This window comes from Kutzneria buriramensis (assembly GCF_003387475.1).
GTDB classification, from domain to species: domain Bacteria; phylum Actinomycetota; class Actinomycetes; order Mycobacteriales; family Pseudonocardiaceae; genus Kutzneria; species Kutzneria buriramensis.
Genome location: NZ_QUNO01000001.1, coordinates 670,767 through 695,954, shown reverse-complemented (window position 1 = coordinate 695,954; position 25,188 = coordinate 670,767). Strand labels below are relative to the sequence as shown.

24 protein-coding genes are annotated in these 25,188 nt (G+C 71.3%); 11 read left to right on the top strand and 13 right to left on the bottom strand.

The window, feature by feature from the left end; genetic code table 11:
* Positions 1–125 precede the first annotated feature (125 nt).
* Genes BCF44_RS03295 through BCF44_RS03285 form a run of 3 tightly spaced genes read left to right on the top strand, consistent with a single transcriptional unit; the run spans position 126 to position 3,485 of the window.
* Entirely contained in the window at positions 126–818 is a 693-nt protein-coding gene (locus BCF44_RS03295) for a response regulator transcription factor (protein ID WP_281283072.1), read from the top strand.
* Position 819: 1 nt separating this feature from the next.
* On the top strand, positions 820–2,229 hold the full coding sequence (locus BCF44_RS03290; protein ID WP_116172523.1) for a sensor histidine kinase: 1,410 nt from the start codon (positions 820–822) through the stop codon (positions 2,227–2,229).
* Between the two features lie 59 nt (positions 2,230–2,288).
* Positions 2,289–3,485: a cytochrome P450 gene (locus BCF44_RS03285; RefSeq protein WP_246014797.1), complete on the top strand. Its 1,197-nt coding sequence runs from the start codon at positions 2,289–2,291 to the stop codon at positions 3,483–3,485.
* A 57-nt stretch (positions 3,486–3,542) separates the two neighbouring features.
* Here BCF44_RS03285 and BCF44_RS03280 read toward each other — a convergent pair whose 3' ends face one another.
* The 3 genes from BCF44_RS03280 to BCF44_RS03270 all read right to left on the bottom strand — a co-directional run bounded on the left by BCF44_RS03280 (position 3,543) and on the right by BCF44_RS03270 (position 6,063).
* Positions 3,543–4,529 (bottom strand): malate dehydrogenase, encoded by a 987-nt coding sequence (locus BCF44_RS03280; protein WP_116172870.1) that lies wholly within the window; start codon positions 4,527–4,529, stop codon positions 3,543–3,545.
* Between the two features lie 377 nt (positions 4,530–4,906).
* Positions 4,907–5,203 carry a DUF3017 domain-containing protein gene (locus BCF44_RS03275; protein WP_211352860.1) on the bottom strand — a complete coding sequence of 99 codons (297 nt, stop codon included), beginning with the start codon at positions 5,201–5,203 and terminating at the stop codon, positions 4,907–4,909.
* A gap of 5 nt (positions 5,204–5,208) precedes the next feature.
* Positions 5,209–6,063, bottom strand: a complete 855-nt coding sequence (locus tag BCF44_RS03270) for a bifunctional methylenetetrahydrofolate dehydrogenase/methenyltetrahydrofolate cyclohydrolase (RefSeq protein WP_211352859.1) — start codon at positions 6,061–6,063, stop codon at positions 5,209–5,211.
* 214 nt (positions 6,064–6,277) lie between these two features.
* Between BCF44_RS03270 and BCF44_RS03265 the strand changes: the two genes are divergently transcribed.
* Positions 6,278–8,560: a TNT domain-containing protein gene (locus BCF44_RS03265; RefSeq protein ID WP_246014796.1), complete on the top strand. Its 2,283-nt coding sequence runs from the start codon at positions 6,278–6,280 to the stop codon at positions 8,558–8,560.
* Positions 8,561–8,596: 36 nt separating this feature from the next.
* Here the strand turns inward: BCF44_RS03265 and BCF44_RS03260 are convergent, their stop codons facing one another.
* Genes BCF44_RS03260 through BCF44_RS03250 form a run of 4 tightly spaced genes read right to left on the bottom strand, consistent with a single transcriptional unit; the run spans position 8,597 to position 10,648 of the window.
* Positions 8,597–9,184 carry a pentapeptide repeat-containing protein gene (locus BCF44_RS03260; protein WP_170217338.1) on the bottom strand — a complete coding sequence of 196 codons (588 nt, stop codon included), beginning with the start codon at positions 9,182–9,184 and terminating at the stop codon, positions 8,597–8,599.
* 2 nt (positions 9,185–9,186) lie between these two features.
* Complete coding sequence (locus BCF44_RS03255; RefSeq protein ID WP_246014795.1) at positions 9,187–9,645, bottom strand: universal stress protein; 459 nt, start codon at positions 9,643–9,645, stop codon at positions 9,187–9,189.
* 14 nt (positions 9,646–9,659) lie between these two features.
* Complete coding sequence (locus tag BCF44_RS55265; RefSeq protein WP_170217270.1) at positions 9,660–10,016, bottom strand: effector-associated constant component EACC1; 357 nt, start codon at positions 10,014–10,016, stop codon at positions 9,660–9,662.
* Positions 10,013–10,648: a TetR/AcrR family transcriptional regulator gene (locus tag BCF44_RS03250; protein WP_116172518.1), complete on the bottom strand. Its 636-nt coding sequence runs from the start codon at positions 10,646–10,648 to the stop codon at positions 10,013–10,015. Before BCF44_RS03250 ends, BCF44_RS55265 begins: the two co-directional genes overlap by 4 nt.
* Before the next feature lie 119 nt (positions 10,649–10,767).
* Between BCF44_RS03250 and BCF44_RS03245 the strand changes: the two genes are divergently transcribed.
* On the top strand, positions 10,768–11,601 hold the full coding sequence (locus BCF44_RS03245) for a serine aminopeptidase domain-containing protein (protein WP_116172517.1): 834 nt from the start codon (positions 10,768–10,770) through the stop codon (positions 11,599–11,601).
* 117 nt (positions 11,602–11,718) lie between these two features.
* Positions 11,719–14,010, top strand: coding sequence for a chitobiase/beta-hexosaminidase C-terminal domain-containing protein (locus BCF44_RS03240; RefSeq protein WP_116172516.1), 2,292 nt, complete (start codon positions 11,719–11,721; stop codon positions 14,008–14,010).
* 34 nt (positions 14,011–14,044) lie between these two features.
* Here the strand turns inward: BCF44_RS03240 and BCF44_RS03235 are convergent, their stop codons facing one another.
* Positions 14,045–14,560 (bottom strand): ribonuclease FAU-1 family protein, encoded by a 516-nt coding sequence (locus BCF44_RS03235; RefSeq protein WP_147328378.1) that lies wholly within the window; start codon positions 14,558–14,560, stop codon positions 14,045–14,047.
* Positions 14,561–14,749: 189 nt separating this feature from the next.
* Here BCF44_RS03235 and BCF44_RS03230 point away from each other — a divergent pair, with 189 nt between their 5' ends.
* Positions 14,750–15,235 carry a hypothetical protein gene (locus tag BCF44_RS03230; protein ID WP_116172514.1) on the top strand — a complete coding sequence of 162 codons (486 nt, stop codon included), beginning with the start codon at positions 14,750–14,752 and terminating at the stop codon, positions 15,233–15,235.
* Positions 15,236–15,422: 187 nt separating this feature from the next.
* On the opposite strand, the gene BCF44_RS03225 is transcribed toward BCF44_RS03230, so the two are convergent.
* Together BCF44_RS03225 and BCF44_RS03220 are read right to left on the bottom strand one after the other, a co-directional pair.
* A complete protein-coding gene (locus BCF44_RS03225) occupies positions 15,423–18,731 on the bottom strand; it encodes an error-prone DNA polymerase (protein WP_116172513.1) in 3,309 nt (1,102 codons plus the stop codon).
* Between the two features lie 81 nt (positions 18,732–18,812).
* Positions 18,813–19,370, bottom strand: a complete 558-nt coding sequence (locus tag BCF44_RS03220; protein ID WP_116172512.1) for a GrpB family protein — start codon at positions 19,368–19,370, stop codon at positions 18,813–18,815.
* A 76-nt stretch (positions 19,371–19,446) separates the two neighbouring features.
* On the opposite strand from BCF44_RS03220, the gene BCF44_RS03215 reads away from it, so the two are divergent.
* The 3 genes from BCF44_RS03215 to BCF44_RS03205 are packed head-to-tail and all read left to right on the top strand — an operon-like array spanning position 19,447 to position 22,219.
* On the top strand, positions 19,447–19,788 hold the full coding sequence (locus BCF44_RS03215; protein ID WP_116172511.1) for a hypothetical protein: 342 nt from the start codon (positions 19,447–19,449) through the stop codon (positions 19,786–19,788).
* A 33-nt stretch (positions 19,789–19,821) separates the two neighbouring features.
* Positions 19,822–21,615, top strand: coding sequence for a CocE/NonD family hydrolase (locus BCF44_RS03210; protein ID WP_116172510.1), 1,794 nt, complete (start codon positions 19,822–19,824; stop codon positions 21,613–21,615).
* A 37-nt stretch (positions 21,616–21,652) separates the two neighbouring features.
* Positions 21,653–22,219, top strand: a complete 567-nt coding sequence (locus tag BCF44_RS03205) for an HD domain-containing protein (protein ID WP_246014794.1) — start codon at positions 21,653–21,655, stop codon at positions 22,217–22,219.
* Between the two features lie 76 nt (positions 22,220–22,295).
* On the opposite strand, the gene BCF44_RS55260 is transcribed toward BCF44_RS03205, so the two are convergent.
* From BCF44_RS55260 to BCF44_RS03195, 3 genes are read right to left on the bottom strand one after another with little or no spacing between them, the layout of a single operon-like run.
* A complete protein-coding gene (locus tag BCF44_RS55260) occupies positions 22,296–22,466 on the bottom strand; it encodes a hypothetical protein (RefSeq protein ID WP_170217309.1) in 171 nt (56 codons plus the stop codon).
* Positions 22,467–24,041: a DNA polymerase Y family protein gene (locus BCF44_RS03200; RefSeq protein WP_116172509.1), complete on the bottom strand. Its 1,575-nt coding sequence runs from the start codon at positions 24,039–24,041 to the stop codon at positions 22,467–22,469. It lies immediately after the preceding gene.
* Entirely contained in the window at positions 24,038–24,703 is a 666-nt protein-coding gene (locus BCF44_RS03195) for a hypothetical protein (protein WP_116172508.1), read from the bottom strand. The genes BCF44_RS03200 and BCF44_RS03195 overlap by 4 nt, the downstream gene beginning before the upstream one ends.
* A 288-nt stretch (positions 24,704–24,991) precedes the next feature.
* Between BCF44_RS03195 and BCF44_RS55255 the strand changes: the two genes are divergently transcribed.
* Positions 24,992–25,165, top strand: coding sequence for a hypothetical protein (locus BCF44_RS55255; RefSeq protein WP_170217308.1), 174 nt, complete (start codon positions 24,992–24,994; stop codon positions 25,163–25,165).
* Positions 25,166–25,188 lie beyond the last annotated feature (23 nt).

The following is a 25,188-nucleotide window of genomic DNA, read 5'->3' as shown; positions in this document are numbered from 1 at the left end:
GTCTTGTCTCCCGAGGGCGGGGGTGCGGAGGGAACACCGCGAACACGAGCGATCCACGGCACCGGTTCGGCGCAGTGACCCACGTCACCATGGAACGAGTCACGGGTCCGGCACGTTCCGAAGTCGTGGAGCCGCCCCTGGTGTACGGACAGGGCCAGCAGCTGCTGGTCGTCGACGACGAGCCGGGCATCACCGAGATGCTGGCGACCACCCTGGGCCTGGCCGGCTACCAGGTCCGCACGGCGGCGACCGGCCGGGAGGCCCTCAAGCGCGTCGCCGAGGACCGCCCGGACCTGGTGATCCTGGACGTGATGCTGCCCGACATGGACGGCTTCGAGGTCTGCCGGCGGGTGTCCGAGCAGCCTGACGCCCCGCCGATCCTGCTGCTGACGGCCCGGGACTCGGTGCTGGACAAGGTGACCGGCCTGACCATCGGCGCGGACGACTACCTCACCAAGCCGTTCAGCATCCCGGAGGTGCTGGCCCGGGTGCGGGTGCTGCTGCGCCGGGCCCGCCGCGACGTGGACCCGGTGCTGTCGGTCGGCGACGTGGTGCTCGACGACGGCTCCCGCCGCGTGACCAGGGACGGCCGGCTGGTGGAGCTGTCCCCGACCGAGTACCGGCTGCTGCGCTACCTGATGGTGAACGCCGGCCGCGTGGTGTCGAAGAGCCAGGTGCTGGAACACGTGTGGCGACACGACTTCGGCGACGGTGTGGTGGAGAAGGTGGTGTCCCGGCTGCGACAGAAGCTGGACGCCTCCGGCGCGCCGCTGATCCACACGGTGCGGGGCTTCGGCTACAGCATGCGGGAGGGCTGAGGTGCGCGGCGCGAAATCGTTGCGCGGCCGGCTGGTCTGCGTGGTGATCGGCCTGGCCGCGCTGGGCATGTTCATCGTGGACGCGGCGTCGATCGTCGCACTTCAGGTGTACTTCCGGGATCGCGCGGACGCGTGGCTGACCGACACCAGATCCCGCGTGACGCAAGCGATTGCGCAGGCGCCGCTGGTCGTGACCGAGGACAGCGTGGCCCAGCTGCTGCAACCCGGGTACGTGGTCACGCTCGTCGGCGCGGACGGCCGGGTCCTGGATCAGACGGCCGCGACGGACTCCCTGGGCCAGCCGACCGCGCCGCCGACCCTGCCCCCGGTGCTGGACAAGGACTTCGCGACGAACCCGACAACCCTTTCCTCCCAAGGCGGTCCGCAATACCGCGCCCAGATGTTCGGCGTCGGCTCGAACATCCGCTACGCGCGTCCGGACGGCACCCAGGTGCCGATCGCCGGCGCGCTGCTGGCGGAGAGCCTCGATCCGACCGAGGGGGCGCTGGAGCGGTTGGTGCTGTTCGAGCTCGGGGCGACGGTGGTCGCGCTGGCCGGCATCGGGCTGCTGAGCTTCGGCGTGCTCAAGGTCGGCCTGTTTCCGTTGCGGGACATGGCCCGCACCGCGCACCGCATCGCCGCCGGCGACCTGGACCAGCGCATCGACGAGCCGAACGACGGCTCGGAGGTCGGTCAGGTCGCGGCGGCGCTGAACGAGGCGTTCGACGCCCGTCAGCAGTCGGAGGAGCGGCTGCGCCGGTTCGTCGCGGACGCCTCGCACGAGCTGCGCACGCCGCTCACGACGATCCGCGGCTGGGCGCAGATGCACCAGCACGGCCTGGCTGACGAGGAGCTGACCGCGCTGTCGATGTCCCGCATCCAGCAGGAGTCGGCACGGATGCAGGAGCTCGTCGGCGACCTGCTGACGCTGGCCGAGCTGGACCAGCAGCACGAACTGGTGCTGGCACGGGTGGATCTCGGCGCGCTCGCCGCGGACGCCGTCGCCGACGCGCGGGTGAGCGTGCCGGACCGACACATCGAGCTCGCGGTGGACGGCGACACCACCGTGTCCGGCGACGAGAACCAGCTGCGCGAGCTGCTCCAGAACCTGATCCGCAATGCCCTCGTGCACACCCCTTCGGGCACGGAAATCGTTGTCCGCGTGCGCGAGGACTGTGCCAAGGTGGAATTGGTCGTTGCGGACAACGGACCGGGGATGGACGAGGCCACCGCCGGCCGCGTGTTCGAGCGCTTCTTCCGTGCCGACAAGGCCCGCAGCCCGGGCACCGGCACGGGGCTCGGGCTGAGCATCGTGCGCTCGATCGTGCTGGCGCACGGCGGGACCGTCGACCTGATCACCCGACCGGACGAAGGAAGTGCCTTCACTGTCAGGCTTTCGTCAGCTTCGTGAGAGTCGGCGGTCAGGCGGATCCGGTTGGCTGGGGACAACGATGTTGAGGGGAGCCTGACGTGACCATCGAGGCGACACCGTTACCGACGACGAGGCCGACGCCGTTCGACCCGCCGGAGGACTACCGCACGCTGCGCGAGGACCAGCCGGTCAGCCGGCTGGCGATGCCGGACGGCACGGCGGGGTGGCTGGTGACCAGCTACGAGCTCGTCCGCGCGGTGATGTCGGGGCCGCAGTTCAGCTCGCGGCCGGAGAAGATGAGCAACCCGCTGCGGGTGGTCACGCCCGAGGAGCGAGCGGAGTTCACCGTCCGGCCGGGCATGTTCATCTCGATGGACCCGCCGGACCACGGCCGCTACCGCAAGCTGCTGACCGGGCAGTTCACCGTGCGGCGGATGCGGGCGCTCGAGCCGCGCATCCACCAGATGGTGGTCGAGCACCTGGACGCCATGGAGGCGGCCGGCGACTCGGCCGACCTGGTCGAGGCGTTCGCGCTGCCGATCCCGTCGCTGGTGATCTGCGAGCTGCTCGGCGTGCCCTACGAGGAGCGGGACGAGTTCCAGACCCGCTCGTCGAAGATGTTGGACCTCTCGCTGCCGTTCGAGCAGGTCAGGGCGGCGGCCGAGGGCATCGACGAGTATCTGAAGGGCCTGGTCGCGCGCAAGCGCGAGAACCCCGGCGACGACATGCTCAGCGGCCTGTTCGAGTCGGACCCGACGCTGACCGACGACGAGATCGCGGCGATGGGTTTCCTGCTGCTCATCGCCGGCCACGAGACCACCGCGAACATGCTCGGCCTGGGCACGTTCCTGCTGCTCCAGAACCCGGACCAGCTGGACAAGCTGCGGGCGAACCCGGACCTGACGAACGGGGCGGTCGAGGAGCTGCTGCGCTACCTGTCGGTGGTGCAGTTCGGCACCGTGCGGGTCGTGCTGGAGGACGTCGAGATCGGCGGGCAGCAGTTCCGGGCCGGCGAGACCGTGGTGTGCTCGCTGGCCGCGGCCAACCGGGACCCGGCGCGCTTCGACAGCCCGGAGATCCTGGACATCACCCGCACGCACAGCACGCACATCGCGTTCGGCCACGGCATCCACCAGTGCCTGGGCCAGCAGCTGTCCCGGGTGGAGATGCAGATCGCGTTCAGGGGCCTGTTCGACCGGTTCCCGAACCTGCGGCTGGCGGTGGACCCGAGCGAGGTCAAGCTGCGCACCACGTCGGTGGTGTACGGCGCGGCGACGCTGCCCGTCGCCTGGTGATCCGGGCATGAAAATGCCCCCGCCGGACCGGCGGGGGCATTTTTCGTGGCTACGACGTCAGATGAGGCCCAGGTTGCGGACCGCGTCGCGCTCCTCCTCGAGCTCCGCCACGGTGGCGGCGATCTTGCCCCGGGAGAAGGCGTCGATGGTCAGGCCCTGCACGATCTCGTACTTGCCGTCCTTGCAGACCACCGGGAACGAGGAGATCAGGCCCTCCGGCACGCCGTAGGAGCCGTCCGACGGCACGGCCATGGACGCCCACTGGCCCTCGGCGGTGCCGTTCACCCAGTCGTGCACGTGGTCGATGGCGGCGTTCGCGGCCGAGGCGGCCGAGGAGGCGCCGCGGGCCTCGATGATCGCCGCGCCGCGCTTGGCGACGGTCGGGATGAAGGTGTTCTCCACCCACTCCTGGTCGTCCACCAGCTCGAGCGCGTTGCGGTCGCCGACCACCGCGTGGGTCAGGTCGGGGTACTGGGTGGCGGAGTGGTTGCCCCAGATCACCAGTCGCTTGATCTCGGTGACCGGCACGCGGAGCTTGTTGGCCAGCTGCGAGTACGCGCGGTTCTCGTCGAGGCGGGTCATCGCGGTGAAGCGCTCGGCCGGCACGTCGGGCGCGTGCTGCTGGGCGATCAGGGCGTTGGTGTTGGCGGGGTTGCCGACCACCAGCACGCGCACGTCGTCGGCCGCGCCGGCGTTGATGGCCTCACCCTGCGGCTTGAAGATGCCGCCGTTGGCCTCCAGCAGGTCACCGCGCTCCATGCCCTTGGTGCGGGGCCGGGCGCCGACCAGCAGGGCCACGTTCACGCCGTCGAACGCGGTCTTGGCGTCGTCGGTGATGTCGATGCCCTCGAGCAGCGGGAACGCGCAGTCCTCCAGCTCCATGGCGGTGCCCTCGGCCGCCTTGACCGCCTGCGGGATCTCCAGCAGCCGCAGCCGGACCTTGGTGTCCTGGCCGAGCAGTTGGCCCGAGGCGATCCGGAACAGCAGTGCGTAGCCGATCTGGCCGGCCGCACCGGTGACGGTCACGTTGACGGAGCGTGCCACAGGGAAGATCCTCCCGATCGCGGTCTGCGTCACGTCCACGGGGCGCGACCACCACGGCAGGAGACCTGTCCGGCGGCCTCAGCACCGGGACCGCGCACCGGGCTGGTCGCCCGGTTGCCGCAGATTACCAAGGCGCCGCCGACCCCGACCTTTCACGGTGAGCAGGCTCTCTCAGTGGCCAGGGACACCTCGGTGATGTGCGGTTTCGCCCCAGCCCCAGAGTCGCGAGGCCGCGCCGGTGCCTGGACCGTGGTCGCATTTCGACCGCTCGCCTTCCGACGCGCCCACCGCACGAGCCGATGCGAGCGTTCGAAATGCGGCGAGGGAAGGCACCGGTCACGAGCGGCCTCGCCCCGCGCGGAACGCGCGGCAAAGACTCAGTGGTCGAACGGGCCGCCGATGATGGTGGCGGCGACCAGCACGACCAGGAAGCCCAGGCCGCCGTACAGGATCACGTCGGTGAACCGGCCGCGCAGCGCGATCAGGCCCAGCTGCCGCTCCGGCAGCAGCACCCGGAGCGCGGCCGCGACCAGCAGCGAGCCGCCGATCAGGCCGGAGCCGATCCGCCAGTGGTACGCGAAGATCAACCCTATGCCGGCGGCCGCGATGGCCAGCACCAGCCCGAACGGCGTGTACCGGCCGATCTCCTGCGTCCACCGGCGCCTGCCGGTCACGGTGATCACGACGTGGCCGCTCGCTCGGCGGCCTCGACCACGTTCGCCAGCAGCATCGCCCGGGTCATCGGGCCGACGCCGCCCGGCATCGGCGCCAGGTGCCCGGCGACCTCTCGGACGTCCGGGTGCACGTCGCCGCGCAACCCTTCCTCCGTACGAGTGATACCGACGTCCAGCACCGCCGCGCCCGGCTTCACCATGTCGGCGGTGATCAGGCCGGCGACGCCCGCCGCGGCCACCACGATGTCGGCCCGCCGCACCTCGGCGGCCAGGTCCTTGGTGCCGGTGTGGCACAGGGTCACGGTCGCGTTCTCGCTACGGCGCGTGAGCAGCAGACCCAGCGGCCGACCGACGGTCACGCCACGGCCGACCACGCACACCTGCGCGCCGGCGATCGGCACCTCGTAGCGGCGCAGCAGCGCGACGATGCCGCTCGGCGTGCACGGCAGCGGCCCCGGCTCGCCCAGCACCAGCTTGCCCAGGCTGACCGGGTGCAGGCCGTCCGCGTCCTTGGCCGGCGCGATCCGCTCCAGCAGCGCGCCCGTGTCCAGGTGCTTGGGCACCGGCAGCTGCACGATGTACCCCGTGCAGGCCGGGTCGGCGTTCAGGTCGTCCAGCACGGCCTCGAGGTCGGCCTGCGAGATGTCGGCCGGCAGGTCCCGCCGGATCGAGGTGATGCCCACCTTCGCGCAGTCCGCGTGCTTGCCCCGCACGTAGGCGTGCGAGCCGGGGTCGTCGCCGACCAGCACCGTGGCCAGGCCGGGGGTCACCCCCCGTGCGGTCAGCGCGGCGACCCGGACCCGCAGGTCGTCGAAGATCGCGTCGCGGGTGGCCTTGCCGTCGAGGGTCACAGCGGTCACGAGATTCATTCTGCCTGACGGCCTGGTCGCCAGCTCACCGGCCGTAGTGCTACCGATCTCATAACTCACGGTCGCCCGATTGCGGCATTCGCCCCCGCGTTGGCCTTCCGGGGGGCAATCATCAATGCTGGTCGTGACGAGGAGCAGGGAGGTCTGGGCCACACCCGGTGTGAGGCGGGTGTCAGATCGCAACGGAACGCGAGAGGATGGGCGTGTGTCACAGCCGACCCCGCTGAACCCAGTCGAACAGGATGCGCTGGTCAAGCAGATCGGGCTGGCCCTGATGAAGGCCGCTCCGCAGGAGTGGGAGCAGGTCAGGGCCTACTACCGGGCTGCCGGCCGCTACTTCGAGCTGTCCGCCGAGGTGACCGACCAGGACGGTCAGAGCAGGCCCTGGACGGCGCCCGCGGACACCGCGTCGCTGTTCGCCCGCCTGCGGGCCGGCATGTACCGCGAGGGCCGCGGCACCTGGTTCAACGCCCGCTACCAGCTCGACCGCCCGTCCAGCTACAACCTGGACTTCGACCGCGACGAGCCGCAGTGGCAGAACCCGCCGCCACCGATGGCCTACACCGACGAGATGCGCTTCTTCCCGCGCACCGACGACAACGTGCCGGAATGGCTCGGCGCCCGGCTCCAGGCGCCGGCGCCGCAGCGGCCGCCGATGCCGCCGCAGAACCAGAACGGCCCCGGCCGGCTGCGCACCGCCCGGATCTTCGACGGTCCCGGTCCGGACGGCCGCCCGTCGGTGAACCGGCCGCCGCTGGACCCGGCCGAGGTCGGCAAGGTGCTGGACTACCTGGAGGCGGCGCCGGTCGTGATGACCGCCCAGGGCATGGACAGCGACCGCCTGGCCCACGAGAACCCCGAGTCCATCCCGTTCGCCTTCCACACCGACGGCACCTGGATCTGGCCGGCCGCGGTGATCTTCTACCTGGCCCGCTACGGCGTGCCGCCCGAGCCGGACCTCGTGCAGCACATCCGCTCGGTGAACTTCCTCGCGCCCGAGGTGGACGAGCCGACCCGCGGCCAGGCGGTGGCCCTGCTCAGCACGATGGTGCCGGGCGGCCGCCCGGTGCCGGCGCAGCAGCCGCCGGCCCCGCCGCAGGCGACCCAGATGATGCCGGCGCCCGAGCCGCCGGTGGTCGAGCCGGCCCCGGAGCCGACGCCCGAGCCGGAGCCGCTGGTCGTCGAGCAGTCGGCGGAACCGGAGCCCGAGCCCGTCGTGGAGCAGCCGGCCGAGCCGGCGGCGGTCGGCGGGGCCAGCATCGAGGTGCTGCGCCAGCTCCTGGACGAGCTGAACGTGCCGTCGTCGGTGTACCGGATCGGCGAGCCCTCGCCCAACACCTGGTACCTCGAGCAGGTCGAGGACGGCTGGCAGGTCGGCTGGTACGAGCACGGCTTCAGCACGCCGATGCTGTTCGACGACGACAACGACGCGGCCGCGTTCCTGCTGGGCAAGCTGCTGCTGAACCGCCCGGCGGAGACCCCGGCCGAGGAGCACGCCGAGGACCAGGCGCGCTTCGAGCCGCCGGCCGACCAGCACCAGTTCGTCGAGCCGCGATCCGAGTCGGTGTTCGCCGAGCAGCGGCCGGAGTCGGAGTTCGTGGAGCCGCGGGCCGAGTCGGCGTTCACCGAACCGCCGGCCGAGCCGCCCTTCGCCGAGCAGCGGGCCGAGTCGCCGTTCACCGAACCGCAGCCGTTCGCGGAACAGCGGCCGGAGCCGTTCGTCGAGCCGCGGGCCGAACAACCGCAGTTCACGGAGCCACGGTCGGAGTCGGTCTTCGAGCCGCAGCACGCGGAGCAGCAGTTCACGGAGCCGGCGGCCGAGCCGGAGCACCCGGTGGACATCGCGCCGGTGCCGGTGCCGATCCCGCCGGTGCAGCAGCCGGAGCAGCTGCCCGACCTGCCCCCGCTGGACCTGCCGCCGCGCGCGGAGCCGCCGGCCGCGGCGCGGCTGGACCAGCCGGGCCTGCCGCCGATGACGCCGCCGCGGCCGACGGCGGCGCAGCCGATGGGCGGCCCGCCGATGGGTGGGCAGCCGCCGATGGGCGACCGTCCGCCGATGCCCATGAACGGCCAGGGACAGCCGCCGGCCAATCAGCAGCAGAACAACGGCCAGCCGCCGCGCGCCGACGAGTGGCCGATCCAGCCGCTGCGGGGCGAGCCGCCGCTGACGCTGTTCCGCGGCAAGCGGGTCATCGAGCTGCCGCAGGGCGTGGAGGTGGACCGCTTCGGCCAGCCGGACGGCAACCTCACCTACGCCGGCGGCACGCCGTTCCCGCTGCGCTCGCTGGTGCCGGAGTGGGTCAGCCGGCCGTACCACGTGTACCGGCTGAACCAGCCGGTGCAGGCGCTGGCCGGCGTGGCCGTGCCGTGGTTCGGGCAGCCCGGCGGCGGCACCGCGTACCTGCTGCCGAAGTCGATCGACGAGCTGATCTCCGACGGCACGCTGGTGGAGGTCCGCCAGGGCACTCCGCCGCCGACCGGGCAGTGATCACCAGGGGCCGCGCGCGAGCGCGGCCCCTTTTTTTCATCCCTCGACGACCAGCCCGTGGGCGGCGGCGAAGCGGACCGCCATGTCCAGGTCGATGCGGGCCCCGGTGAGCTGCGCCTGCCGCAGGCCGTCCGGATCCAGCCGGGCCCCGCGCAGGTCGGTCTCCTCCAGCCGGGTCCGCAGCAGCCGGGCGCCGCTGAGGTCGGCGTTCTGGAGATCGCACTCGCGCAGGTCGGCCTCGACGAGATTGGCTTCCCGCAGGCGCAGCCCCGACAGGTCCATCTTGCGCAGGTCGATGCGGCCCAGCGCGGCCAGCGACAGATCGGTGTCGCGGATGGTGCAGCCGCGCAGCCGGCAGTCGCTGAACGTGGAGCCGAGCAGCGTGCAGCCCTCGAACCGGGACGAGGCGAACACGGTCCGGTTGAACGTGCAGCCCCGGAACGCGGTGCCGTTGTGCCTGCTGTCCCCCAGGTCGGCCCGGGTGAAGTCGCAGTTGGTGAAGGTGCACGCCTTGGTGACCAGCTCGCGCAGGTCGGCGTCGGTGAAGTCACAGCGTTCGAACGACCGGCGCTCCCAGGTCTGCCCGGTGAGCACCGCGTCGGCGTAGTCCTCGGCGATCTCCACGCTCACGGCACGACCACCACCGGCCGGGCCGCCCGCGTGACCAGGGTCTTCGGCACGGAGCCGAGCAGGCCGCCCTTGTGCCGGGACCGGCCGACGACGATGCAGTCGGCGCGCAGCTCCTCGGCGATCTGCTCCAGCGCGGTCGCCGGATCGCCGCGGTGGTGCAGCAGGTCCCACTCGATGCCGAACTGGTCCAGGAACTTGGCCGCCTCGCGCCGCACCTCGGCGACGTAGTCGTTGGCCGCCTCGGCCGCGTTGATCATGCCGATGGACGTCCAGTAGGCGGCGCTGGCCAGCGGCTCGACGTAGACCAGCACCAGCCGAGCCCGCTCGCGGCGGGCCAGTCCGGCCGCCCAGGCGGCCGCGTGCACGGCCGGTGGCGAGCCGTCGACGCCGACGACGATGCTGCCGACCCCGTCCTTGCCGATCTCGAACCCCGGTGCGGCCGCGTCTTCTTGCACGCCACGGATGGTAGTCAGTCCTGTGGATCGCGCCGGAAGAACGCCTCGATGGCGGCCTGGTTGTCGGCCGCGGTGGTGTTGGTGAGCGTGATCGAGCGCTTGCCGTCGCGGACCTCGATCTTGCGCCGGTCGTCGCGGGTGACCCAGTCGCGCAGCACCCGGCCGAGCTGGACGAGCACCGGCGAGGTGCTCAGCGCGACGATGATCGTGCTGACCGCGCCCGGGTCCACGCCCTTGCTGCCGGTCGGCGCCTCGCCGGTCGCGAACTCGGCGCTGTCGACGTCCAGGTCGAGCAGCTCGGCGCGCAGCCGCCGGGCCTCGGGGTCGACGTCCTCGGGTTCGCCGTGCAGCGTCAGGGAGACGGTCGTCACCCGTCGGACGATACACCGTCCACAATGGACGTAAGGCCGGCCCGGACGACCCGGCCGTAGGCCACCAGCTGCCCGATCAGCAGTTCCACGTCCTCGTTCTCCTCGAACAGCCACTCCGTGACCAGCTCGAACAGCCCGCCGACGGTGGCGATCGCGATGGCCCGCACGTCCGCCCCGGCGGGGATCACGCCCTGCTGCCGCCACACCTCCTCGACGAAACCCGCGCCCCAGCGCCGGTTCTCCCGTCGGCGGCGCTCCACGGCCGGCGACACCGCGGTGGACTGCGCGAACACCACCCGCGGCACGCGGGGATCGACGACCAGGACGCGCGCGAACGTCTCGAGCAGGGCCTCGTCCTCGCGGTTGCCCTCGGCGAACGCCGCCAGCATGCGGGCCGACAGGTCGGCCACGAGTTGCTCGAACAGGGCGAGGTAACAGGCCTCCTTGCTGTCGAACAGCTCGTAGAAGCTCTTGGTGCCGACATAGGCCGTCTGGCAGATCTCCTCGATCGGCACATTGGCGAAACCCTTGCGCCCGAACAGAGTCAGCGCCGCCTCGAGCAGGTCGGCGCGCCGCTGGGCCCGGCGCTGCTCGGCGTCGAGTCCACGAACGGTGCGGCCGCTGCGCGTCATGCCGCGATGCTACGGAACCGATTCTGGAAAATGTATCTTGTTCAAAACAAGGCAGCGTGTTGTACTCGGGTGAGCCAGGTCATAGTCGCCCTGGCACATTTGTCTGGCACGGAGGCTTCATGCGCAAGCTCCTCATCCCCCTGCTGGCCGCGGTCGGCCTGCTGGCCGGCGGTGTCGCCGCGAACGCGGCGCCGACGTCCGGGATCAACGACTTCTCCTGCGCGCCGGACGCGCAACACCCCGAGCCGGTCGTGCTGGTGCACGGCCTCGGCGCGAACGGCCCGCTCAACTTCGCCACGCTCGCACCGACGCTGGCCGGGCGCGGCTACTGCGTCTTCTACCTGACGTACGGCACCGGAATCCTCGGCCCGACCGTCGGCGGCATCGGCCCGATGGAGGACAGCGCGGCCCAGCTGAGCGCCTTCGTGGACAAGGTCATCGCCGCCACACACGCCGCCAAGGTCGACATCGTCGGCCACTCCGAGGGCAGCACCGTGCCGGCGTACTACCTGAAATTCAACGATGGCGCGGCAAAGGTGGCGCACTTCGTGGGCTTCGGCGCCAACTACGCCGGCACCTCCCTGGACGGACTGGCCACGCTGGCGAACCTGCTGCACCTCGGACCGGTCCTGACCGGTGTCGGCTGCGCGGCCTGCGCCGAGTACCTGCCCGGCTCGGACTTCCTGACCAAGCTGAACGCCGACGGGGTGGCCGTGCCGGGGCCGACCTACACCAACATCGTCTCCAGGTACGACACCGTGGTCACGCCGTACACCAGCGGAATCTTCACCGCGCCCAACGCCACCAACATCGTGATCCAGGACCGCTGCGGGCTGGACTTCACCGGCCACCTCGGCCAGGCCGTCGACCCCAACGTGGCGTCGTTCGTCCTCAACGCCCTTGATCCGTCCAACCCCGTGCAGTGCCAGCCCTTTTTCGACGCAGGGGCCTGAAATTCGCGGTTAACCCTTCCGTAGCACGGGGGCAGCGGTTTATCGTCACGACGCTTGAGAGCGCTCTCACAACGTCGTGTCCCGGCAGACCCTGCCCCTGCTCGGAGGTGCTCCCCCATGCGGAGACTGTTACTAGCCTTAATCGGTGCAGTAGCCCTGACCTCGGCGTCGACCCTGCCCGCCGCCGCGGCCACCGACTACACCCAGTCCGTCACCCAGACCAGCGCCAGCCAGGCGCGGATCGACTTCACGCCCACCACCCCCGCGCTCTACGTGGACGTGCACTACACCGGCGTGCCCGGCCTCGGCCAGCAGAACGTCCGGATGACCAACAACGCCGGCACCTGGCAGTGGACCGTCGGCAGCCTGGTCACCGGCACCACGCTGGACTACTGGTTCACGTACGAGAAGAACGGGCCCCAGTACGACACCCCGCACTTCAGCTACACCCAGGGCGGCAGCAGCACGCAGGCCGCCGCCACGCCCACGTTCTCCCCGCCCGGCGGCAGCTACACCACCGCCCAGACGGTGACGATCTCCGACGCCACCGCCGGCGCGACCATTCGGTACACAGTGGACGGTTCGACGCCAACCGCGGACTCGCCGCAGTACACGGGCCCGATCACGGTGTCGTCCACCCAGACCATCAACGCGATCGGCATCGCGTCGGGCCTGTCCAACTCGCCCGTGGGCAGCGCCGCCTACACCATCGGCGGCACCTCCACCAGCTGCCCGACGCAGTCCGACACTCCCAACCTCGGCCCGAACGTGCACGTGTTCGACCCGAGCATGTCCGCGGCGAGCATCCAGTCGCAGCTCGACGCCGACTTCAACGCGCAGAAGGACACCCAGACCGCGCAGTTCGCCGAGCGGCGGGTGGCCGAGCTGTTCAAGCCCGGCACCTACACCGTCAACGACAACGTCGGCTTCTACACCTCCGTCGCCGGCCTCGGCCAGAACCCCGACGACGTGACCATCAACGGGCACGTCACCGTGGACGCGTTCAACGCCTCCGACGCCGGCAACGCCACCCAGAACTTCTGGCGCTCCGCGGAGAACATGGCCGTCAACGCCACCGGCGGCGACCGCTGGGCCGTCGCGCAGGCCGCGCCGTTCCGTCGCATGGACATCCGCGGCGACCTCCAGCTGTACCCGGCGAGCTACGGCTGGGCCAGCGGCGGCTACGTCGCCGACACCAAGGTCTCCGGCCAGACCGCGTCCATCTCCCAGCAGCAGTGGTACACCCGGGACTCCAACTTCGGCAGCTGGTCCGGCGGCGTGTGGAACATGGTGTTCTCCGGCGTGAACGGCGCGCCCGCCAACACCTTCCCGAACCCGCCGGAGACGACTCTGGGCACCACGCCGGTGTCGCGGGACGTGCCGTACCTGTACATCGACGGCACCGGCAAGTACCGGGTGTTCCTGCCCTCGCTGCGCACCAACGCCTCCGGGCCGAGCTGGGCCAACGGCAGCACCCCCGGCAGCTCGGCGCCGATGAGCCAGTTCTACGTGGTCAAGGCCGGTGACACCGCGTCCACCATCAACGCCGCGCTGAGCTCCGGCTGCAACCTGTTCTTCACGCCGGGCGTGTACCACCTGAACCAGACGCTCAACGTCACCAAGGCGAACACCGTGGTGCTGGGCATCGGCTACCCGACCCTGGTGCCCGACAACGGCGTCAACGCCATGCAGGTGTCCGATGTGGACGGTGTGCGGCTCAAGGGCCTGCTGCTCGACGCCGGCACCACCAACTCCGCCGCGCTGCTCACCGTCGGCCCGTCCGGCTCGTCGGCGAGCCACGCGTCCAACCCGACGTCCATCCAGGACGTGTTCTTCCGGGTCGGCGGCGAGGTCGCCGGCAAGGCCACCGCGAGCCTGATCGTCAACAGCAGCAACACGCTGATCGACCACATCTGGGCGTGGCGGGCCGACCACGGCAACGCCGGCACCGTCGGCTGGGGCACCAACACGGCCGACAACGGCCTGATCGTCAACGGCAACAACGTGCTCGCGACGGGGCTGTTCGTGGAGCACTACCAGAAGTACGAGGTGACGTGGAACGGCCAGGGCGGCCGGACCATCTTCTTCCAGAACGAGATGCCCTACGACGTGCCCAACCAGGCCGCGTGGATGGCCCCGAGCGGCGTGAACGGCTACGCCGCCTACAAGGTCGGCGCGAGCGTCACCTCGCACGAGGCGTGGGGCCTGGGCAGCTACAACTACTTCAACGTCAATCCGTCCGTGAACGCGTACCACGCGTTCGAGGTCCCCACCAACGCCGGAGTGAAGTTCCACGACCTGCTGACGGTGTCCCTGAACTACCAGGGAACCATCACGCACGTCATCAACGACACCGGCGCGGTGACCCCGTCCGGCACCACCCCGAGCAACGTCGTCAGCTACCCCTGACCGGGACCACTGACCGCCCCGGGATTCGGGGCGGTCAGTGGCCGGGAATCTCGACCGCACGCACCGGCGCCAGCGCGGCCGGCGGGAAGTCCGGCCAGTCCGGCCCGCGGTGGTGCTCGCCCTGCAGGTGGCGGTCCGCGAAAGCCTGGGTGGCGGCCAGCACATGGGCGACCTGCGGCGCGGTGAGCGCGCCCGTTGTCAGCGCCTCACCCAGTTCATGCAGGTCCAGCACCCGGTAGGGCAGTCCCGGCGGGCCGACGACGAAGTCGACGTAGTGGTCGACGACGTGGATCGTGTCGCCGTCCTCCCGGATCTCGACCAGGTCGACGTACCACCAGCCGGCCTGCTCCGGCTCGAACACCACCGGCTGGTCGAGTTGGGCCGACTCGTCCAGCAGCAGGAAGGCCCGCTGCCGGCGGCCGGCGCCCGGGCGGACGTACATCCCGTCCGGAATGTCGAACTCGTAGGCGGCCACGCGGCCGACCCGGACTCCCGGGCACCGCAGGCCGCCGCGCAGCACCGTCACCCGCTCCGGGGCGTCGTGTCTCACGGACTCGGACGGTAGCGCCTCGACGACTCCCGGTCAGCGGAAATCCCTGGACGCGGGCGGCACGCGGATGTCCAGGTGCCGCAACGCCGACCGCTGCGGAAGCGCTGCAGTTGGATTTCCGCATTGCTTCAGTCGGCCGCGCCATGGTGAGGGCCCCACAGGTCGGCGGCAGGAAGGCCGGCACTCACCGTGAAACCGCGTAACCGGATCACCACCACCCGCATCACTGCCGCCCTGGCCTGTGTCGCCGGGTTCGTCGGCGTGGCCGCGGCGACCGCGCCCGCCGCACAGGCCTTTACCACCGAGGCCTGCCGCCAGTTCCCGGCCTACGCCAGCAGCATGGGGGTCGCCGTCCGGCCGTGCTTCGACGCCACCACCACGCGACCCGACGGAGGCCCGCGGATCTGGGAGGCCCAGGCCGATGTGTTGGCGCCGCAGACCGACGTCCGGTTCTACCTGCAGGTGGGGACGTCGGCGAGCCGCACGTCGACGATCAACTGGAGTGGTGTGGTCGTGAGCCAGGTCGTCGGCCCCGACTCGAACTGGGTGCGCATCGCACCGCTGAACGGCCCCGACTACACCGGCGACAGTCGGTACTACTGGGCCAGGTCATGGGCCGTCGACGGCAGCATCCCCCTTCTGTCGGACGTCGAAAGCGCGCCGATCAACTGCTAGGAGCGTCAATCAACCGAAGGCTCGCCATCGTGCTGGTCGGCGCCGTCGCCGCGGCTCGGCTGGGGATCCCTCGAGCACTGGTCTCCTGGCAATGGCGGAAATCTCGGCAACTACCCTGACGTCCTGGTCTACCTGTCGTCACCCGGCATCCGGACCGGCACCTGACGATCGGCGTCTGCCCTCCACGTCAACGGAAGTCTCGTGACGTGGAGGGCACGCGGATGTCCAGATGCCGCAACTGATCGGCCTGCAGGCTGAGCACGCCCTCCGCCTTCTCCAGCACGCCCCGCACCAACACCGCCGAGCTGGTGCGGGCGATCCGCCGGTACCGCCGCCACAGCCCCTCGCTGCACACCACGTTCACCATGCCGGTCTCGTCCTCCACGTTGAGGAACGTGACGCCGCCGGCGGTCGCCGGGCGCTGCCGGTGGGTGATCGCGCCGCCGACCAGCACCCGGGTCTTGTCCTCCACAGTGGACAGTTCGGACACGGCCAGCGCGCCCATCTGCCGCAGCTTGCCGCGGACGAACTGGATGGGATAGCTGTCCGGCGAGACGCCGGTCGCCCACACGTCGGCGGCGGCGGTCTCCACCTCGTCCATGCCGGGCAGCATCGGCGCGTCCGTGCCGGTGACGGTGCCGGGCAGCCGGCCCTCGCGTTCCCGCGCCGCGGCGCCGGCCGCCCACAGCGCCTCGCGGCGCTCCAGACCGAGGCCGGCGAAGGCGCCGGCGGTGGCCAGCGCCTCCAGCTGCGGCGTGGTCAGCCCGATCCGGCCGGCCAGGTCGACCATGGTCCGGTACGGCCCGTGCTCCTCCCGTTCCTCGACGATCCGCTCGGCCAGCTTGTCGCCGATGGTGCGGACGGCACCGATGCCCAGCCGGACCGACGGGCCGGGCAGCTCCAGGGTGGCGTGCGAAAGGCTGACGTTGATGTCCGGCCCGTGCACGGTGACGCCGTGCCGCCGAGCGTCGGCGACCAGCGACTGCGGCGAGTAGAAGCCCATCGGCTGGGCCCGCAGCAGCGCCGCGCAGAACGCCGCCGGGTGGTTGAGCTTGAGGTACGCCGAGCAGAACACCAGGTGCGCGAAGCTGAACGCGTGGCTCTCCGGGAAGCCGAAGTTGGCGAACGCCAACAGCTTCCGGAAGATGTCGTCGGCCAGCTCGCCGGTGACCTCGTTGGCCGCCGCGCCCGCGTAGAACCGCTCGCGCAGCTTCTCCATCCGCTCCGTGGACCGCTTGGCCCCCATGGCCCGGCGCAGCTCGTCGGCCTCGGCCGCGGTGAAGTCGGCGACGTCCACCGCCATCTGCATCAGCTGCTCCTGGAACAGCGGCACGCCCAGGGTCCGTTCCAGCGCGGGCACCAGCAGCGGATGGTCGATCTTGACGTCCTCCTGGCCGTTGCGCCGGCGGATGTAGGGGTGCACCGAGCCGCCCTGGATCGGACCGGGCCGGATCAGCGCCACCTCCACCACCAGGTCGTAGAACTTCCGCGGCTTCAGCCGGGGCAGCGTCGCCATCTGCGCCCGGCTCTCCACCTGGAACACGCCCACGGTGTCGGCCGCGCACAGCATGTCGTAGACCTTCTGGTCCTTCAGGTCCAGTTTGGACAGATCGACGGTCTCGCCCTCGAAGTCCCGCACCAGGTCCACGGCGTAGTGCAGCGCGGAGAGCATGCCCAGCCCGAGCAGGTCGAACTTGACCAGCCCGGCCAGCGCGCAGTCATCCTTGTCCCACTGGAGCACCGACCGGTTCTCCATGCGCGCCCACTCCACCGGGCAGATCTCGCTCACCGGCCGATCGCAGATCACCATGCCGCCGGAGTGGATGCCCAGGTGCCGCGGGAAACCCTCGAGCTGGTCGGCCAGCTCCACCACCAGGTCCGGGATGTCGTGCTCCTGCTCCTCGGTCGAGGAGCGCAGCGGACCCCAGCGGTCGATCTGCTTGGTCCACGCGTCCTGCTGCCCGGCGGAGTAGCCCAGCGCGCGGGCCATGTCGCGGACGGCGAACTTGGCCCGGTAGGAGATCACGTTCGCCACCTGCGCCGCGCAGGTGCGCCCGTATTCCTTGTAGACGTACTGGATGACCTCCTCGCGGCGGTCGGACTCGATGTCCAGGTCGATGTCCGGGGGCCCGTCCCGGGCCGGCGCGAGGAACCGCTCGAACAGCAGGTTGTTCTCGACGGCGTCGACATTGGTGATGCCCAGCGCGTAGCAGACCGCCGAGTTGGCGGCGGATCCCCGGCCCTGGCACAGGATGTCGCTCTCCACGCAGAACTGCACGATATTCCAGACGATCAGGAAGTAGCCGGGGAAGCCCAGGTCGCCGATCACCTTGAGCTCGTGCTCGATCTGGTTGTACGCCTTGGGGTTCTCCGCGCGCGTGCCGTACTTCTTCCGGGCCTGCCGCATGGTCAGGAAGCGCAGGTAGCTGTTCTCGCTGTGCCCCGGCGGCACCGGGTACGGCGGCAGCTTCGGCGCCATCAGCTTGAGGTCGATGGCGCACTGCACGCCCAGGATCGCCGCGTTGTGCACGGCCTCCGGATACCGGTGGAAGCGCACCAGCATCTCCTCGCCGGTGCGCAGGTGCGCGGCGCTGGACGCCGGCAGCCAGCCGGCCATCTCGTCCAGGCTGCGCCGCGCCCGCACCGCCGCCAGCGCGCCGGCCAGCCGGCCGCGGTCCGGCGTGGCGAAGTGCACGTTGTTCGTGGCCAGGTACTTCACCCCGCACTTGCGCGCCAGCTCGACGAGCACGTCGTTGCGGTCGGTGTCCTCCGGCAGCCCGTGGTCGATCAGCTCCACGTACACGTTCGCCTTGCCGAACAAGGAGATCAGCCGGCGGAGCTCGCGCTCCGCGCCCTCGGCGCCCTCCAGTTCGAGCGCGGTGCGGACGGTTCCCTTGCGGCAGCCGGTGAGCACCGCCCAGTTGTCGTTCGCCTCCGCTGCCAAGTCGTCCAGGTCGTAGACGGGTCGACCCTTCTCCCCGCCGGCGAGCTGCGCCTTGGTGATCGACCGGCACAGCGCGGCGTAGCCGTCGGGATTGCGGGCCAGCACCAGCAGGTGGTTGCCCTCCGGGTCGGCGATCCCGTTCTGCGGCATGGAAAGCCCGATGCTGAGCTCTGAGCCGAACACGGTCCGGATGCCGATCTCCTTGGCCGCCTCCGCGAACCGGATCACGCCGTACATGCCGTCGTGGTCGGTGATCGCGATCGCGTCCAGCCGCATCCGCCCGGCCGCCTCGATCAGCTCCTCGGGGTGGCTCGCCCCGTCCAGGAAGCTGAAGTTGGAGTGGCAGTGCAGTTCCGCGTACGGCACCCGCGCGACATCGCCGTACACCGTGGTTTCCGGCGACAGCTGCGAGGGCACGTCCCCCGGTTTCTCGTAGCCGTCCCGCTTGCGGCTGAAGCCGGGAGCATCGCCGCCGTCCGGAATGACGCCCGGCCGGCCGGAGAGGGTACGTTCGAGATCGCGCCACCGGACCGGTGGATTGTTCCAGCCCATGTGGCACACCCCTTCCGAACTCACGTTCGACTATGCGGGGTTGAGCTCGCAGTGTCAAGCCCGTCTGCGCAGGTAGCGGGCCTACCAGCCGGTGCGCGCGGCCCACTCCTCGGCCGGCAGGTAGACCAGGTCGCACACCGGATCCTTCAGGTCCGCGTACGCCCCGACGCTGTCGAACGGCAGCTCGGACGCGAGCCGCTTGAACTGGCCGTACGCCTGCGCGGTCGCCGGGTGCGCGCGCAGGTAGTCACGGAACAGCAGCGCGTAGCGCTGATTGGCGCGGCCGTCGACGCGGATGTGCAGATTCACCCGGCGTTCCCCGGCCGGCTCGCGGACCAGGCGCTTCACCCACTGACCGGCATCGGCCGGCAGGCCCGGCACCGGATGGTCGCGGTTCGCCCCGCCCGGCTGCCAGCCGGCCGCGACCAGCGCGTCGAAGGCCTTGGCCAGCAACGGTTCCGCGGCGACGCTGGCCTGCACGTCCAGGATGTTCTTGGCGTCCAGGCCAGGCACCGAGGTCGAGCCGATGTGGTCGACCCGGCTCAGCGTCGCACCCAGGACCTCCCGCACCCGGTCGGCGACCGCCCGGTACTCGTCCGCCCAGCCCGGGTCGGCGGTGGTGATCACTACTGCACCCATGCGGTGATCATCGCAGGTCAGCGGCTTTTTCCCGGTATGGGCGCGATTTTCCGCCTTCACCTGGGAAAATGGGTCCGTGGAACGAGCGAACGACCCCCTGCCGATCACCGTGGCCACCGAGGACGGAACCCTGCTGACCGGCCCCACCGAGTCCGATCTGCACGCGCTGCTGGACCGGATCGGCGGCGCCGGCGACCGGTACGCGGTCGCCGAGCGCGCGCCCGGCGCGTACCTCCAGACCTGGCGCGAGGCCGACAGCCCGTACCTGGTGGAGCGCCGCGACGGCGAGGACGTGTGGACCGAGCTGGACGAATCCGCTGAGGTGGCGGCGATGTTCGTGGCCTGGGCCCGCGGCGAGGACTGGCCCCGCGACTACGGCTGGCAGGCCGCCGCGCTGCCCGAAGGGGCTGAGTCGTAGGGAAACGGTTACGCCACAGCACATACTCGGTGCATGAGGCTGTGGGCTGTTGTCGGCGCGCTGGCGCTGCTGATCGCCGGTGCGCCGGTGGCACAGGCGACGGAACCGTTCTCGCTGGCCGACGGCGTCAGCCAGCCGGTTTTCTCCTATGCCAACGCGATCCGCGAGACGGTGTGGGTGGAGACCGGGCAGGACCTGGACCGGGACGGCGTGGTCGACCGCGTCGCCGCCGACATCGTCCGACCGGCCGAGCCGGCGGCGCGCGGCCAGCGCGTGCCGGTGATCATGGACGTCAGCCCGTACTTCCAGACGGCCGGCCGGGGCAACGAGCACCAGCTCAAGACGTACGCCCCGGACGGCACGCCGCAGCAGTTCCCGCTGTTCTACGACAACTACTTCGTGCCACGGGGATATGCGGTGGTGCTGGTGGATGTCGGCGGCACCAGCCGCTCGACCGGCTGCTTCGACGACGTGGCCTCCGGGCTGGCCGTGGTGAACTGGCTCAACGGCAAGGCTCGCGGGTATCGGACCGTGGACGGGCAGCAGCGCGTGGACGCCTCGTGGAGCACCGGCGCGGTCGCGGCGGTGGGCAAGTCGCAGGACGGTTCCACCGCCAACGGCATGGCCGCGACCGGTGTGGCCGGGCTTCGCACGATCGTGCCCATCGAGGCGATCAGCTCGGGGTACAAGGTGAGCAACTCCAACGGCGCGTGGTTCGGGCCCGGCGACGGCACCAACCCCGACTTCATGTTCTACAACGCCCGCGCCCAGGTGCTGTGCAAGCCGTGGGAGGACGAGCAGGCAGCGCTCGCCGGCACCAGCGGCGACTACACGCCGTTCTGGCGGCAGTTCGACTACGCCGCCCATGCCGACAAGGTGCGGGCCAGCGTGTTCGCGGTGCAGGGCCTCAACGACTGGGTCGTGCGGCCGGAACATTTCGACGCCTGGTGGAATGCCTTGGCCCGTAACGGAGTCACCCGCAAGGTCTGGCTCGACCAGGCCGGCCACGTGGATCCGTTCGACCTTCAGCGCGGCGAGTTCGTGGACACCCTGCACCGGTGGCTCGACCGCTGGCTTCTGGGCGTGCACAACGGTATCGAGTTCACGCCGGTGGCCCACGTCGAGTATGCGCCGGACCGGTGGACCGACGACGCCGTCTGGCCGCCGGCCGGCCATATGGAGACGGTGTGGGCGAACTCCGGCGGCTCGCTGGGTTCAGGCCCCGCGCACGGCAGCGTCCAGTTCACCGACAGCCATCCCGAGGTGCCCGGCACCGACTGGGCCCTCGGTCCCTCCACACCGTCGGACATCCGGGTCGCGTTCCAGACCCCACCGCTGCGGAATCCCTTACGGTTGGCCGGCTCCTCCTCGGTGACGGTCACCGTCCGGTCGTCCCGGGCCGCCGCTCGCATCGGCGTGCTGCTCGTCGACTACGGGCCGGCGACCGTCCGCCAGACCGCCGACTTCGCGCCGGGTATCAAGAACCTCACCACCCGATCCTGTTGGGGCGACAGCACTTCGTACGACAGCGCCTGCTTCCTCGACACCGCCGCCGACCTGGCCACGGTGGACCATCAGGTGATCGCCACCAGCTGGGCCGACATCGGCCACTGGCGGTCGTTGGTACACGGCTCGCCGCTGACGCCCGGCCGCGCCTACACGATGACGTTCTCGCTCGGCGCGCTCGACCACATCACGCCGGCCGGGCACCGGATCGGACTGGTCATCGGCGGCACCGACGGCAACTGGTTCAGCGCACCCACCCCGCACCCGACGATCACCGTGGAGCTGTCCGGCACCTCGGTGACGCTGCCGGTGGCGCGGTGACTCAAGTCCGGCCTAACGAGCACAAAGGACGGTTATCGTGGACGGGGTGCCGTCCGATGTGTTGCGCCGTGCCCTGACCGAGTCCGATCTCCGCCCGCTGCCCGCCGCCGCCTCAGAACTGCTGGCCCGGCTCTCGGCCCCGCCGCGACTGGCCGCCCATCTGCGCGCCGTGCACGACGTCGCCGCGCAGCTGACCGAGTGGTTCGCCGACCGGCTCACGCTCGACACCGACGCCGTTCTGTTCGGGGCGGCCACCCACGACATCGGCAAGATCGTTCATGTCGAGGAGCTCTCCGGCCCCGGCCACCGACACGAGCCCGCCGGGCGGGATCTCCTGCTCGCCCACGGCGTCCCGCCGGAGCTGGCTCGCTTCGCCGCCAGCCACGCCTCGTGGACCGAGCCCGGCATCACCGCCGAGGAGCTGGTGGTCAGCCTCGCCGACAAGATCTGGAAGGCCAAGCGCGTCCCCGACCTCGAGCAACTGGTCATCGCCCGTCTCGCCGGCGAGCCCTGGCAGGCCTTCCTCGACCTGGACGACGAGCTCACCCGCATCGCCGCCACCGCCGACCACCGCCTGGCCTTCCAATCCGCCTATCCGATCTGACGGCCCTCATGCAGGGAAGGACGCCTTACCCGCATTGAGTGCGGGTAAGGCGTCCTTCCCTGCATCACGTGAGGGTTCAGAGCCACTCGGTGGAGCGGCGGGGCAGGGGGATCAGGAGCTGCTGCTCGAAGTCGCGGGCCGACCACGCCGGCAGCGCGGGCTGCCGGGTCGGCCACTCCACCGGCTCGCTGAACCACGGGTCCCGCCGGGACTCCCAGGCCGTCGTCTCCCACTGGTCGTCGCTCATCTAGTCGTACACCCCTTCCACCGCCCACGCCCGGTCCTCGCGGACCAGCAGCAGGGCGGTCTGTTCGACTCCATCCAGCAGAACCTGGAGCCGGGCCCGGCGACGCGCGCCGGCCGGCTCCCACCACGTCTCCGCGGCCGCCCACGGCCCGGCCCACGCCAGCACGGGCCGCGGCGCGCCGCCGGCCACCGACACGGCCGCCGGCACGCCGGTGAGCCGCTGCCGCCCACTGACGCCGACCGGGGCCGCCGAGGCGTCGAGCACCTCGGCGGCCACCGGTACGGCCGGCACGGTCGCCGGGGACGGCGCGGGCAGCCGGCCCGGCCACGGTGCATCCGGATCGGCGCCGGGCAGGCGTTCCTCGCCCCACGGCACCAGCCGGACCCGGTCCGATGGCCCGCGTCCGCCACCGAGCACGCCGGTGACGACGCCATCGGGCCCGAGCAGCCCCTGCACCCTGACCAGGGCCCGGCTGGCGCGTTCCGCCCCGGTTCCCGGATCCTCACTGCCCCCGTGCCACAGCCCCAGCTGCAACGCGGTGGCGTCCACCACCTCGACGGGCTCCAGCCACAGCCGGGTGATGCCGGCGCTGGGCCGGGTCCCGGGCGCGGCGCGCAGCCAGCCGTCCAGCTGCCAGCGCACCCGATCCGCGATGCCGGCAGGCGTGAGCGGCTCGGCGCAACGCCACACCCTGCCCAGCTCCTCACCGTTGTCCGTGCTCGCGTGGACGCCGAGCCTGGTGCAGGCCAGCCCCCGAGCTGCGAGTTTCTCGTGCAGCTGCTCGGCGAGCGCGCGGCCCGCGAACGCAGCTGCGTCCACGCGGTCTAGCGGTGGATCGGGCGAATGCGTTACCGACAGGTCCGGCGGCGTTCGTCTCCTGGCCGGCGGCCGTTCCTCCAGACCGCGGGCCAGCCGGTGGGTGGCGACCGCGTCCGCGCCGAACCGCGAGGCCACGTCCCGCTCGCTCAGCGCCGCGTACGCGCCGAGCGTGCGCAGGCCCAGGCGGCGCAGCAGGTCGACGAAGTCGGCCCGATCCGGGCCGCCGGGCGGACTCAGCTCGGCGACGGTCAGCGGCGCCAGGAACGCCGCGCTGCCACTGACCGGCACCACCAGCCCGCGCCGGGCCGCCAGCGTCGCCGCGAACAGCCCGTCCGCCACGCCGATCTGGCACTCCAGGTCGCACTCGGTCGCCACCTGGTCGATCAGCCGCTCGGCGACTGCCTCCTCGGAGCCGTAATAGCGGGCCGGACCGCGCACCGGCAGGGCCACGATGCCGGGACGCACCACCTCGATGCCGGTCGCCAGCCGCTCCACGGCCGCCGCGACCGGCTCGAACATCCGGGCGTCGCGCGCCGGGTCCTCCTCGAACACGGCCAGGTCCGGGCAGCGACTCTGGGCGCCGCGCTTGCGGTCGCCGCGCCGGATGCCCTCCGCCCGGGCCAGCGCCGAGCTGGCGACGACCCGGTTGTTGGCCAGCACCGCCGCCGGCACGTCCGGGGCCAGGCCGGCGGCCTTGGTCGCGGCCAGCACCGGCCAGTCCGGGCACCAGACCACGAGCGTGCGCACGGCCGTCACGGGACCACCTGCCGCAGCCTCGGCTTGTCCGTCGGCAGGTCGATCGCCCGGCCGCCGGGCAGGGTCAGCCGCACCTGGCTGCCGCGGGCCGCCGCGCCGCGCCCCCGCGACCGCACGACCAGTTCCCGCTCACGGAGCCGGCCGTGGCCGTTCGACAGGCCCGTCCAGCCGCCGCCGCTGCCGTCGAGTTCGAGATCCGCGCCGGGCCAGCCGCCGACGGGGATGAGCACCGAGCCGCGGTTGCGGGCCCGTGCCGACAGCCGGCGCGCCTCGGCCGCCGGCGGCTGCTTGGCCACCGCCACCAGGTCGAGGCCGTCCAGCAGAGCCGCGGTCACCGCGACGAGTTCGGAGCCGGGCCTGGGCACCAGCGCCAGCCGGTGCACCACCACACCCAGCTCGTGCGCGGCCAGCAGGCCGAGATCGGGCATGCCCACCACGGCCGCCCAGGAACCCTCGTTCGTGGCGGCGGCCAGCAGCGCGAGCAACAGCGTGGTGGACCCGCGCACCACCACGGTGCTCCCGCGCCGCAGGCCGCCCCACGGCAACAGGCCGGCCAGTCCGTCCAGGACCGGCAGCGCCTTTCCCAGTGGTGCCTGGACCAGCTCGTTGGCTGCGCTCACCCCGTTGAGCGCGGCCAACGACGCCGTTGCCGATCCGGACACCAGCCACCTCCTCACCCACTGCCACGGCCGCGTGCGCACCCCTGCACTCACGGCCCGCCGTGGGGAAGACGGCGGTCTCGGAGCTGGCCGGACCCCGATATCCCGACCACCTCCCGGTTCGAACTCACGTTCGAACCGATGGGCTAAGTCAACACCACCGCGGCGGGGCCGTCAAGCCGCGAGGACACGCCTATGGGGTGATCATCCAGACACCCGCGAGTGATCGGGAGCACACTGGGATCAGCACCACCGAGTGGGGAGGTCGTGATGGCAATGGAGCCCACACCGATGACTCCGAGGGACACCTGGAACGACTCATTGGCGCGCTACCGGCGCCACGCGGCGGAAGTGCTCACGACGCACCAGTGCACCGACACCAACTGCGCCGTCTGCGGCCAGCAGTGGCCCTGCACGGCCGCCTGCGCGGCCGAGTTCGTGTTGGAGCTGCGGGAAATGCAGTAACCGATACCTGATGCAGTGAAGGG